Source organism: Methylobacterium currus (genome assembly GCF_003058325.1).
GTDB lineage: Bacteria > Pseudomonadota > Alphaproteobacteria > Rhizobiales > Beijerinckiaceae > Methylobacterium > Methylobacterium currus.
In genome coordinates this window covers 6,542,056-6,553,713 of record NZ_CP028843.1, presented here as the reverse complement: position 1 = coordinate 6,553,713, position 11,658 = coordinate 6,542,056, and the positions used below count along the sequence as shown (strand labels likewise).

The 11,658-nt window shown below is 71.6% G+C and carries 13 protein-coding genes; 3 read left to right on the top strand and 10 right to left on the bottom strand.

Features of this window, described 5'->3' with window-relative positions:
- Positions 1-502: 502 nt before the first annotated feature.
- The 3 genes from DA075_RS30120 to queE all read right to left on the bottom strand — a co-directional run bounded on the left by DA075_RS30120 (position 503) and on the right by queE (position 2,395).
- Entirely contained in the window at positions 503-1,183 is a 681-nt protein-coding gene (locus DA075_RS30120) for a nucleotidyltransferase family protein (protein ID WP_099956898.1), read from the bottom strand.
- Between the two features lie 92 nt (positions 1,184-1,275).
- A complete protein-coding gene (gene queD, locus DA075_RS30115) occupies positions 1,276-1,632 on the bottom strand; it encodes a 6-carboxytetrahydropterin synthase QueD (RefSeq protein ID WP_099956305.1) in 357 nt (118 codons plus the stop codon).
- A gap of 130 nt (positions 1,633-1,762) precedes the next feature.
- On the bottom strand, positions 1,763-2,395 hold the full coding sequence (gene queE, locus DA075_RS30110; protein ID WP_099956304.1) for a 7-carboxy-7-deazaguanine synthase: 633 nt from the start codon (positions 2,393-2,395) through the stop codon (positions 1,763-1,765).
- A gap of 432 nt (positions 2,396-2,827) precedes the next feature.
- Here queE and DA075_RS30105 point away from each other — a divergent pair, with 432 nt between their 5' ends.
- Positions 2,828-4,321, top strand: a complete 1,494-nt coding sequence (locus DA075_RS30105) for a D-alanyl-D-alanine carboxypeptidase family protein (RefSeq protein ID WP_174800134.1) — start codon at positions 2,828-2,830, stop codon at positions 4,319-4,321.
- A 4-nt stretch (positions 4,322-4,325) separates the two neighbouring features.
- A complete protein-coding gene (locus tag DA075_RS30100; RefSeq protein ID WP_244936447.1) occupies positions 4,326-5,123 on the top strand; it encodes a hypothetical protein in 798 nt (265 codons plus the stop codon).
- 73 nt (positions 5,124-5,196) lie between these two features.
- On the opposite strand, the gene soxZ is transcribed toward DA075_RS30100, so the two are convergent.
- The 7 genes from soxZ to DA075_RS30065 all read right to left on the bottom strand — a co-directional run bounded on the left by soxZ (position 5,197) and on the right by DA075_RS30065 (position 10,633).
- Entirely contained in the window at positions 5,197-5,532 is a 336-nt protein-coding gene (gene soxZ / locus DA075_RS30095) for a thiosulfate oxidation carrier complex protein SoxZ (RefSeq protein ID WP_099956302.1), read from the bottom strand.
- Between the two features lie 2 nt (positions 5,533-5,534).
- Complete coding sequence (locus DA075_RS30090; RefSeq protein ID WP_099956301.1) at positions 5,535-6,002, bottom strand: SoxY-related AACIE arm protein; 468 nt, start codon at positions 6,000-6,002, stop codon at positions 5,535-5,537.
- A complete protein-coding gene (gene soxX, locus DA075_RS30085; protein WP_232387092.1) occupies positions 5,999-6,376 on the bottom strand; it encodes a sulfur oxidation c-type cytochrome SoxX in 378 nt (125 codons plus the stop codon). Before soxX ends, DA075_RS30090 begins: the two co-directional genes overlap by 4 nt.
- A gap of 65 nt (positions 6,377-6,441) precedes the next feature.
- The gene (locus DA075_RS30080; protein ID WP_099956299.1) at positions 6,442-7,698 is read right to left on the bottom strand and encodes an NAD(P)/FAD-dependent oxidoreductase; all 1,257 of its coding nucleotides are present in this window, start codon (positions 7,696-7,698) and stop codon (positions 6,442-6,444) included.
- A complete protein-coding gene (locus tag DA075_RS30075) occupies positions 7,695-7,973 on the bottom strand; it encodes a c-type cytochrome (RefSeq protein WP_099956298.1) in 279 nt (92 codons plus the stop codon). Before DA075_RS30075 ends, DA075_RS30080 begins: the two co-directional genes overlap by 4 nt.
- The gene (locus DA075_RS30070; RefSeq protein WP_099956297.1) at positions 7,970-10,153 is read right to left on the bottom strand and encodes a xanthine dehydrogenase family protein molybdopterin-binding subunit; all 2,184 of its coding nucleotides are present in this window, start codon (positions 10,151-10,153) and stop codon (positions 7,970-7,972) included. Before DA075_RS30070 ends, DA075_RS30075 begins: the two co-directional genes overlap by 4 nt.
- A 12-nt stretch (positions 10,154-10,165) precedes the next feature.
- On the bottom strand, positions 10,166-10,633 hold the full coding sequence (locus DA075_RS30065) for a (2Fe-2S)-binding protein (protein WP_099956296.1): 468 nt from the start codon (positions 10,631-10,633) through the stop codon (positions 10,166-10,168).
- A gap of 230 nt (positions 10,634-10,863) precedes the next feature.
- Here DA075_RS30065 and DA075_RS30060 point away from each other — a divergent pair, with 230 nt between their 5' ends.
- On the top strand, positions 10,864-11,451 hold the full coding sequence (locus tag DA075_RS30060; RefSeq protein WP_099956295.1) for a Uma2 family endonuclease: 588 nt from the start codon (positions 10,864-10,866) through the stop codon (positions 11,449-11,451).
- Positions 11,452-11,658: the final 207 nt, after the last annotated feature.

The window sequence follows — 11,658 nt, the reverse complement described above, 5'->3', positions numbered from 1 at the left end:
GACTGGTCCCTTCTCGGCCCGGTGGCGGCTGCCCGTCCCCGGCCCGTACGCAGATACGCTTGCCGCCATGGCCCCGGACGAGGGGTCGGGCGGCCGGGTCGAAGGCCTGGAGAAGTCAACTCCGTCCTGGCCGTTTTCCCCGTGGTTCATCCCGGTCTATCAACAACTGGTCTCGTTTCTCTTAAAGACCCCGGCTTCCCGAATCCGCGAGGCGTCGCCGCAGGTTGGCGGCACGACGCGGCTTTCCCGCGTGCGATGCGCCGCGATCCGGGGCCGGTTTCGTCGATCGAGAGCGGGACGAGACCCGCGCGAAGGGCGGGCATGGGGAAAGCTAGGGCCTCCGGGGGAAGCTTCGCAACAGGAACGATCGACGGCAGGGTGAACCGATCGTTACGTCGCTCCGTCGCCCACGCCCGATCCACAGCCTGTCCGGCGGCAAGGTCCTGGAATCGTGACCGTTTCGTTGAAACATGCGCGCGGCCCCTGAAAGACCCATGCAAGCTCAAGGGCTTGTCGAGAGCGGGGAGGGCGCCGGGGACAGGCCGGTGGAAACCGCCGCCGTGTCCTCCGCGCACTTGACAGGGGGCTCGGCTGCGCCAGGCCAGGGCAGCAGCGTCAGCTCGGGCCAGAGCGCCCGCATCCGCTCGGCCTTGGCGGCGTAGGTCGCGCGGTTGGCGAGGGCGAGGTTGGGGCGCAGCACCAGGCCGAACAGGTCGGCGAGGCCGAACGGCGCCGCGATCGTGAGGCTGTCGTCGGGCTCGAGCCGCACACCGACCGCATGGACGACGGCCGCGTAGCGGGAGAGCGCCGCGTCGGCGCTCGGGAGGGGAGGGTAGGGGCTGCCGAAGCGGGATTCGAACCAGAGATGGACCCGGGCCTGGTTGCGGATCTCGACCGGGCCGATGCAGGGGGCCAGGACGGGGGCGGCGCGGCGCAGGACCGCATCCTCGGCCTCCCAGGACAAGTCGGCGGCATCGAAGTAGATCAGGTCGTAGTCGCGGATGCCGTGCCCGGGCGGCCGGCCGGTCAGGACGTTCCACACCGTCTGGTAGAGGCAGCCCGCGACGAGGCGCCATTGCGGCAGGGCGAGGCCGCGGGCGGCAGCGAGCAGCCGCATCAGATCCGGATCGGCCCGGACGATCGCCGCGAGCCGCCGGTAATGCTCCGAATCCGTGGGGCTCATGCAGCGGTCCATCGCGCCCATCCGGCGCTCACGCGCCGGTGTATTCCGCCCGCCCGGCGCTCAGGCGCCGGTAGACTCGGCCCGTTCGGCGCTCATGCGCCGGTGTATTCCGCCCATGACATCGGCGTCTCGAACACCTTGACCGACGACAGGAGCGGAAGGGCCGGCCGGGTCTTCTCCCAGATCCAGACCGCGATGTGCTCGGCGGTGGGGTTCTCGAGGCCCGGCACCTCGTTGAGGCAGTAATGGTCGAGGCGCGCGAGCACCGGCCCGAAGGCGGCCTCGACGTCGAAGAAATCGACCACCCAGCCGGTCGCCGGATCGACCGGCCCGTCGAGGGTCAGCTCCACCCGGTAGGAATGGCCGTGCATGCGGTGGCAGCGATGGGTCGGGGGCACGTTCGGCAGCCGGTGGGCCGCCTCGAACGTGAAGGCCTGGGTGATCTTCATCTGTGCATGGTTCTGGGGACAGGGTTGGGCAGCCCCTTAGCACCGATGGCCCGGCGGGCGAACCCTCGTGCGAGGCTCACGCCTCGTGCGAGGCTCGCAGCCTCGTGCGAGGCTCACGCCTTGCGGGACCTTACGGAATCCCGATCAGCTTGTGGGTCTGCAGGCTCAGGCGCCAGCGGGCGTCGCGCAGGCAATGGGCCACCGCGGCTTGCGTGTGGGCGACCCGGTCGGGACCGTCCATCGGCTGGAGCCAGAGATGGCGGAAATCGAGCGCCGCGAGGGCGTCCGGATCGAGGCCGTCCTGCGGATAGACGAGCTTCAGCTCGTCGCCGCTCGTGAGACGCAAGGGCGCGCCCGCCTTCGGGCTGACGCAGACCCAGTCGATCCCCGCCGGGGCCGCTTGCGTGCCGTTGGTCTCCACCGCCGCCTCGAAGCCCCTCGCATGCACGGCCGCGAGCAGGGCCTCGTCGAGCTGAAGCAGCGGCTCGCCGCCGGTGAACACCACGTAGCGCCGCCCGCGGGCCCCGCCCCAGCAGGCCTCGATCGCCGCGGCCAGCGCCTCGGCATCGGCGAAGCGGCCGCCGCCCACGCCGTCGGTGCCGACGAAGTCGGTGTCGCAGAAGCGGCAGACGGCCCCCGCCCGGTCGGCCTCGCGGCCGCTCCACAGGTTGCAGCCGGCAAAGCGGCAGAACACCGAGGCGCGCCCGGCCTGGGCGCCCTCGCCCTGGAGGGTGTGGAAGATCTCCTTGACGGCGTAGCTCATGATGTCGGTCGTCGGGCGCCGCCGGTCCTCGGCGTCGCGCGCGGTGCTCCCTGTCGTGTGTTGCGGTCGTCCTGCCGTGTCAGATGGGGATCGCGCCGGCAAGGGCACCGGGCGCAAGCCTCCTCCGCGCTGCAAGCCTCCTCCGCGCTGCAAGCCTCCTTGCCTCAAGTCTCCTTGCCTCAAGTCTCCCGACGCTCCTGTGGACGGGCCTGTGAGCGGGCGCGGGATGGCAGCGCCGCCATGCTCCCGCCACGGATGGTGCGTTGATGGGGATGTCGCGCGGCGCTGTCAAAAGCTTCGCCGTTGCCCTACAATTACAGTCGGTCCGCCGTGCGGTGCCCGGGGCGGCGTGACCGGACGGCCTTCTTCTCACGGCCGGACGGTCACGGGAGGCGCTGCGAGGCGGCACCGGCAGGACGGGGACCCATCGGAATGTTCACAGCTGCGCTGCTGCCGCGCCTCGCCGGACGCCTCCTCGGCCTCGGCGCCCTCCTGGCCGCCGGATCCTTGGCCGCCGGAACGGCGGGGGCGGTCACCGCGCCGATGCTGGTCGTCGACGTCGATTCCGGCAAGGTGATCTACAGCCAGGGCGCCACCGATCCCTGGTACCCGGCCTCGATCACCAAGCTGATGACGACCTACGTCGCCCTCGACATGGTGCGCCAGGGCCGCGCCTCGATGGACCAGCTCCTCACCATCTCGGAGGCTGCCGCGGCCGAGCCGCCCTCGAAGATGGGCTTCAAGCCCGGCACCCAGCTCACCCTCGACAACGCCCTCAAGATCATCATGGTGAAGTCGGCCAACGACGTCGCCTGGGCGATCGGCGAGAATCTCGGCGGCTCGATCGACGGCTTCGCCGCCCAGATGAACGAGACCGCGCAGCGCCTCGGCATGCGCGAGAGCCACTGGTACAACCCCAACGGCCTGCCCGACCCGCGGCAATGGACCTCGGCCCGGGACATGGCGGTCCTCGGCCGCGCCCTCCTGCGCGACTTCCCCGAGAACCGCGACCTGTTCTCGATCTCGGCGATCCAGTTCGGCCGCGCCGTGATGCCGAACCACAACGGCCTGCTCGGCCGCTATGCCGGCGTCGATGGGATGAAGACCGGCTTCATCTGCTCGGGCGGCTTCAACGTGGTGGCGAGCGCCAACCGCAACGGCCGGCGCATCCTCACCGTGGTGATGGGGCAGGCGAGCGCCCGCGAGCGCGACCTGAAGGCCGCCGACCTGTTCGATTACGGCTTCGGCCAGTCGAGCCTCGGCTGGGGCGGCCAGACGCTCAACGATCTGCCGGTCTCGAGCGCCGCCACCCCGCCGGACATGCGGCCCTATATCTGCGACAAGCGCCGGCCGATGCCGACGGATTCGGATTCCTCCGCCGTGACCGCGGGCGCCGGCGCCGGGGGCAATGCCGACAACGCCAACGCCCAGCTGATGGCCGTGGGCGCGCCGCCCTCCTCGGCGCTCGCCTTCGCCACCATGAACAGCGCGGCCCTGCGCAACCGTGCCCTGCCGCCCCGGGCGCCGTTGCAGCCGGTGCTGGTCTGGACCGGCCGCGACCCGGCCGAGAGCGCCATCGCGGCGACCGACGAGGCAGCGCCGGCCAAGCCCGCCGCGTCCAAGCCCGCCGCGCGGGTGAAGGTGGCCAAGCCTGCTCCCCACAAGCCTGCCCCGAGCCGCAGCATCGCGGCGACCGGCGCCACCGTGCCGCAGCCGAAGCTGCTCGCCCGCCAGAAGGCCGCCGCGCCGACCGCGGCCTCCGCCTTCGCCTCCAGCGGCCCGGCCACGGCGGTCATCGCCGAGCCGAAGGGCCAGAAGGCTGCCGGGAAGAGCGCGCCGAAGCCGGCGGCGAAGCCCGCACCGAAGGCCGAGACCAAGCCGGCCCAAAAGCCCACGGTGAAGTCGGCCCGCAAGAAGGACGATTGAGCCGGTGGCCGCTCCCGCGGCGCCGGTCTTCTGCCCTGACGACGCCCTGGCCTATCGCCGCAGCCGGACCCGCTTCGCGCCGGGCGAGGGGCTCGTCCTCGACGAGGCCTATCGCCTCGCGCATCTGCCCCTGGTGGCGCCCGGTCATCCGGGCGTGATCCCGTCGCGGGAGGGCCGAGACTACGACCGCGGGCGCCATCCCCGGGTCGTCTCGCTGGTGCTGCCGGTGCCGCAGGCGCGCCTCGCCGCCGCTCCGGCCCATGCCGAGCTGGAGCGGGACCTCCGCGCAGCCACCTTCGCGCACAAGATCGCCTGGGACGTCGCCGCGCGCCGGGCGGACCGGCTTCACGCCACCCTGTGCGGCCCGCTCGCGACCCGGCCAGACGCGGAGCCGGTGCTCACGCCGGAGCAGCGGGCGGCCCTGGCGGCGTTCGGCCCGGTCACGGTCGAGCTGCGCGGCTTGTTCTCGGGCAAGATCAATGTCGGCCGGCTCTACCTGCGGGTGTATCCCGAATGCCGCGACGGCGCCGACCGGCTGGCGGGGATCCAGCGGATTATGGGCCGGCCGCCGACCGGTCTCTACGTCGTCGGCCTGCACGCGCTCACCGACGACCTCGACCCGGCGGAGGCCGCGAGTCTCGCCGCGCTGATCGAACGCTGGTGGGACCGGCCGATCCTGCGCCTCACGCTCGACGCCCTGTGGCTGCTCTGGGCCACCGACGACCTCGTGCTCTACGGCGGCGTGCTCGGGCGGGTGCCGCTCACCCGCGAGGTGGGGCCGCCGCCTCTCCTGCCGTCATAAGCGGCCGATCAGCCGGTGATCCGGAGAGACGGCCGGCCCGAAGCCGGTCCTCACCGTGAACCGGTCATCGGGATCAGCGAGCGACCTTCTCCGCCACGGCGATCCCCACCTCCTCCGTCTGCGAGAAGCCGTTATCCCCCGTCCAGGTGAAGCGGAAGGTTCCGGTCTTCGTCGCGACCGTGGTGAAGGTGAGGTACGGGTTGGCGGCGCTCGCCGGGGACAGCTCGGCGCGGAAGACCTCGTCGCCGTCGTATGTGCAGACGAACTCCGTGATGATGTTGCGCGGGATCAGGCGGCCGTCCGGACCGGGGCGGTACCCGGTCTCCATCGGGTGCGAGATCAGGGTCTTGATCTCGATCACCGCGCCGGCCTCGGCGGTCTTCGGCAGGTTGATGAGGGCGCGGGCCATCGTCACGATCCTTCCACGCAGGCGGCCAGCGTCACGATCGCGTCGGCGGTGGCGGACCAGAAGGTGCCGTCGCGCATCTCGGCGATGGCCGTGATGGTCTGGGAATCGGCCAGGCGGATCCGGGTGTTGATGGCGGCGCGACCGGCGCGGGGACCGAGATGCAGCGTCACCACGTGCGGCTGCGGGTTCTTGTCGTTGAACACCGCGATGCGGCGGACGTGATCGGTCTCGCTCATCGGGCTCTCGACGGTGATGGCGAGCGGCACGGTGTTGCCGTTCTCGACCAGCGGCGGCATGTCGAGGTGGATCCGGCCTGCCTGGATCGGCGCGCCACCAGTGAAGCGGCGGATCGCCTCCACGGTGGCCTCCCGGCTCGGCCGGATGAGCGCCGCGTGACCGGGGCGCACCAGCGCGACCGTGAGCAGGCCGGCGCCCCCGGCGAGGATCGTGCGGCGGTGGAGAGCCGTCATGGCGTTCCTTGCCCTCCCTTCAGGGTGACCAGATAGGCGATCACATCCTCGATCTCGCCCGCCTCCAGCACCGGCCGGCCGCGCCAGGCGCCCGCGACCCGCGTACCGTCGATCCGGTAGTAGGAGGGCATCAGGGTCGCGGGGTTCAAGGCCCGTCCGTCAACGAGCCTCAGACGCATTTGTCCCTCGGACAGCCGCGCCCCAATGTCGGACAGGTCCGGCCCGAGATCGCCCGCCGGGGCGGTGCCGCCAAGCCCGGTATGGCAGAGCGGGCACAGCCCCTTGCGGGTGTCGGTGGCGATGGCCCGGCCGCGCCCCGCCTCGCCGGTCCGGCCGTCGAGCGGCAGCGGGATCGCGTCGCCGACGATGGTCACGGGCACAAAGGTCCCGGATGCAAAGGCCGTCTGCGTCAGGGCGAGGAGCACGGGAAGCGCTCGCCTCACCCGAACACCGCCGAGGTGATCGTGCGGTACCAGTCCTCGGCGTAAGTGGCTTCCTGCCGGCGCACCGGATCGGGCGCGTCGACCGGGCTGGTGCCGCCGGCGCCCTCGACATCGGCGAGCACGCCCTTGTCCGGGTGGTACACGCCGGCGACCGAGATGCCGTAGCCCGGCGCGACCAGGCTGTAGCAGGTGTTGATGAGCTTCGGGGTCGCGGGCGCGCGGCCGGCGAGCAGGTCGATCACGGCGTCGGCGCAGACCTTGGCCTGCGCATTGGCCGAGAAGGCGGATTTCGGCATCGCCCCGGCGATGGCCGCGTCGCCGACCACGTGGATCCGCGGCACCAGGCGCGACTCGAAGGTGACGGGATCGATCGGGCACCAGCCCGAGCGGTCGGCGACACCGGCGGCGCTCGCGATGGGCGCCGCCCGCTGGGGCGGGATGATGCAGGCGAGGTCGGCCTTGTAGGTCTCGAAGTCGGTGGCGACGCTCATCGCACCGGAATCGACCGAGGTGACCTGTCCTCCGGCGGCGAGCGGCACGTATTCCAGGGTGCCGGGATAGAGCGCCTTCCACGCCTGCTCGAACAGCTTCTGTTTCGAGAACGTGTCCTTCGCGTCGAGCACGATCAGCTTGGAGCGGGGCTTCCTGGTCTTGAGGTAGTGGGCGATCAGGCTCGCCCGCTCGTAGGGGCCGGGCGGGCAGCGATAGGGATTGCCCGGCACCGACAGCACCACGGTGCCGCCTTCCGGCAGCGCGGCGAGCTGGCGGGCGAGCAGCTCGGTCTGCGCCCCGGCCTTCCAGGCATGCGGCATCACCTCGGCCGCGGCCGCGTCGTAGCCCGGCAGGGCGTCGAAGCGGAGCGCGATGCCGGGCGACAGGATCAGCCGGTCGTAGTCGAGGGTCCGGCCATCGGCGAGCCGCACCGTCCGGGCCGCGCCGTCGACCGCCTCGGCTCTGGTCTGCGCGATCGTGACGCCGCTTGCCCGCAGCCCCTCGTAGCCGAAGGCCTGGGCCGACATCGGCCTGAGGCCCGCGATCACCTCGTTGCTGAACGGGCAGGCGTAGTAGGTCTCCGCCGGCTCGACCAGGGTGACCTCGAGGCCCGCCCGGTGCAGCACCCGCGCGGCGGTACTCCCGCCGAAGCCGCCGCCGATGACGACGACGCGTCCGCCTGCGCCCTGCGCGAGGGCGGGGCGGGGGAGGGCAGCGGCGGCGAGCCCCGCCAGCACGGTCCGGCGGCCGATCCCGGTCACTGGCCCCCTCCCGCGATCCAGTCGGCGATCGCCCGGCTCTCCTGGTCCGAAAACCCCTTGGCGATGCGGTTCATCACCGTCGCCGGGCGGGCGCCGGTCCGGAAGGCGGCGAGCGAGGCCGCGATGTCCTCGGCCGAGTGGCCGGCGAGGCTCGGCACCGCCCCGCCCGGGGGGCCGTGGCACCCCGAGCAGGACGAGGCGCCTGGCGGCGAAGCCGCCGCCGGAAAGGCGGCCGCTTGGCCCGCGAGCAGCAGGAGCAGAGGAAAAAACCTCACGCGCGCTTCAGGTCCGTGCGGCTCGCCGGGATCTGGCGCACTCGCTTGCCGGTGGCGGCGAAGACCGCGTTGAGCACGGCGGGCGCCGCCACGGCGATCGTCGGCTCGCCCACGCCGCCGATGAAGCCACCCGAGGGCATCAGGATCGCCTCCACCGCCGGCATCTCGTCGAGGCGCAGGACCGGGTAGGAATCGAAGTTGGTCTGCTCGATGCGCCCGTCCTTCACCGTGCACTCGCCGTAGAGCGCCGCCGACAGCCCGTAGACGAAGGAGCCGGCGACCTGCGCCTCGATCTGCTGCGGATTGACCGCGATGCCCGGATCGGTGGCGGCGACGATGCGGTGGACCTTGATCCTGCCGTCGTCGCCGACCGAGACCTCGGCCGCCGCTGCCACGTAGCTGCCGAAGCCCATGATCTGGGCGAGCCCCCGGTGCACGCCGGCCGGCGGCTTGGTGTCCCAGCCGATCCGCTCCGCCACCGCGTTCAGGACGGCGAGGTGCTTGGGGTGCTTCGCCATCAGCTTGCGCCGGAAGGCGAGCGGATCCTGGCCTGCCGCATGCGCCACCTCGTCGAGGAAGCATTCGAGGTAGATCGCATTGGGGTTGGTATTCACCCCGCGCCAGAAGCCCGGGATGATCGGCGGGTTGCGCATCGCGTGGTCGATGAGGAGGTTCGGGATCGTGTAGCCGATCGCCGCCTCCGCCCCGCCGGGATTGAGGCCCTGGAAGGTCACCGGGTCCTTGCCGTCGGGCGCGAGCCGTCCCGGGATGATGCCGGCGAGGATCGACTGGCCGGAGATCCGCATGTGCAGGCCGGTGAGGTTGCCGTCCTGGTCCAGCGCCGCCCGCATCCGGCACTGGGTCACCGGGTGGTAGCGGCCATGGGTCATGTCCTCCTCGCGGGTCCAGATCAGCTTGACCGGGGTCCCGGGGAGTTCCTTCGCGATCAGTACCGCCTGGCGCACCCAGTCATGGGTGGCGCCGCGCCGGCCGAAGCCGCCGCCGAGATGGATCTTGGTGACGTCGCATTGGCGCGCCGAGAGCCCGGCGGCCTCCGCCGCGGCGGCGAGCGCCGCTTCGCCGTTCTGGGTCGGGGTCCAGACCTCGCAGCGATCCGGCGTCCAGCGCGCCGTGGCGTTCATCGGCTCCATGGTGGCGTGGTTCTGGAACGGGTAGGCATAGGTCGCCTCGACGACCTTGGCGGCGCCCTTGAGCGCGGCCGAGGCGTCCCCGGCCTTGTTGCCGACGAAGGCCTCCGGCGCGTCCAGGCCCTCCTTCAGCATCGCGGCGATCGTCTCGCTCGACACGCGAGCGTTCGGGCCCTCGTCCCAGACGATCGGCAGGGCCTCGACGGCGGTCTTGGCGCGCCAGAACGTGTCGGCGACGACGGCCACGGCGCTGTCGCCGACCCGCACCACCTTGCGCACGCCGGGCATCTTTTCCACCGCCGGCGCATCGACGCTCTTCACGGTGCCGCCGACCACCGGGCAGTCGCGGATCGCGGCGTTGAGCATCCCCGGCAGCGTCAGGTCGATGCCGTAGACCTGAGAGCCGTCGGTCTTCTCGACGGTGTCGAGGCGCTTCACCGGCTTGCCGGCGATGGTCCAGTCCTTCGGATCCCGGAGGGGGACGTCCTTCGGCGGCTCCATCCGGCCGGCGGCGGCAGCGACCTTGCCGAAGGTGGTGGAGCGGCCGGAGCCCGGATGGCTGATCGTGCCCCGCTCGACCCGGCACTCGCCGGGCGGCACGTTCCATTCCTGCGCTGCCGCCGCGACCAGCATCGTGCGGGCGGCGGCCCCGCCCTGGCGGACCGCGACGTAGGATTCGCGGATGCCGCGGCTGCCGCCGGTCGAGAAATCGCCCCAGGCGCGGCCGCGGGCGAGGTTCTGGCCCGGGGTCGGGTACTCGGTGGTGACCCTGTTCCAGTCGCAGCCCAGCTCCTCGGCGACGAGCTGGGCGAGCCCGGTCAGCGTGCCCTGGCCCATCTCCGAGCGGGCGATGCGGATCACCACGGTCTCGTCCGTGCGCACCACCACCCAGGCGTTGATCTCGGGGGGCGTCGCCTGGGAGGCGGCCGCGGCGCCGGGCAGGTCGAAGCCGAGCGCCAGGCCACCGGCCGCGGCGGCGGAGCCCGCGAGGAAGAAGCGGCGCGACAAGGCGGGGGAGACGGTATGGGTCATCGGGGCCTCCCGTCAGCCGCGGCCGGTCTCGCCGCCCTGGGCGGCGAGGTTGATGCCGGCGAGCACCCGGTTATAGGTGCCGCAGCGGCAGATATTGGTGATTTCCTGGCGGATCTCCGCCTCGCTGGGCTTGGGCTTCTGCGCCAGCAGGGCGGCGGCGGCCATGATCATGCCGGACTGGCAGAAGCCGCATTGCGGCACGTCGAGCGCGGCCCAGGCCTTCTGCACCGGGTGCGAGCGGTCGGGGCTCAGGCCCTCGATGGTGACGATCGTCTGCCCGGGCTCGACCGCCGAGACGGGAAGCGAGCAGGAGCGCACCGCCTGCCCGTCGATATGGACCGTGCAGGCGCCGCACTGGGCGATGCCGCAGCCATACTTGGTGCCGGTGAGGCCGACCTGCTCGCGGATCACCCAGAGCAGCGGCGTGTCGGGCTCCGCCTCGACCTCGCGCACGGAGCCGTTCACGTTCAGGCGTATCATGGGCGCTTCCGTTCGTTGGGCCGGCGCATGGGGCGCCGTGAGGAGGGGGCGGCCGCGTGGGGTGCCGCAATCGGGCCGTTGGTTCGCACCTTGTAGCGATAACAATGTCGAGGCGGCCGGCTGTGTCTGTCAATTGACGGATGCGCGAGCGGGGTGCGGGCAACCAGGGCTGGCGTGCGTTCATGCGCGGAGCCTGATAGCGTCTTCGTCGTTCCATTCCGCGAGCAGTGATGACCATTCACGTCACGCCCGGCAGCCCGCTCCCTCGCCGCTTCACGGCCGGCGACCTGCGGCTGATGCTGGCCGCCGGGATCCTGCGCGAGGACGAGCGGGTCGAACTCCTGGACGGGGAACTGGTCGAGATGGCCGCGAAGGGCTTCGCGCAGGATGTCGTGAAGAACGCCTTGGTGCGCCGTCTTGTCCCGCTTCTTCCGGAGGCTGCTTATCTCGGCATCGAGAGCACGCTTCAGCTCGGGCCGGGCCTGCTGCTGGAGCCGGATCTTCTCCTCGCCCCGATGAGCGCCCGCAGCGCCACGCCGGAAGGGTTCTGCACCATTCCGGGACCGGAGATCCTTCTGGTGATCGAGGTCGCGGCGTCGAGCCTCGCCTATGACCGGGGCCGCAAGGCTGCGCTCTACGCGCGGCACGGTGTCCGGGAGTACTGGGTGATCGACGCGCAGGAGCGGGAGGCTTGGGTGCACCGGGGGCCGGCGGAAGGCCTTTATCGCGATCCGGCGGAGCTGTCGCGGGACTCGGTTCTGCGGCCCGAGGCGGAAGAGTTGGCAATGATCATGGCGCCACTCGCTGAACTCGGCTGAAGACCTTTCAACATAAGCGTGGGATCCCCTTTCCCATGTCGGAGAGGGGTTCGGGATGAGCGTAGCGCGTTTCCGTGTAAGCTGAGGGCACCGAGCTGCGCAGCTTGGCGCGTGTCGATTGATTCTGGAGCGGAGCCACCCTCACCCCCGACCCCTCTCCGACACGGGAGAGGGGAGATCGCGCCATCCTTTCATACCCTCGCGCCT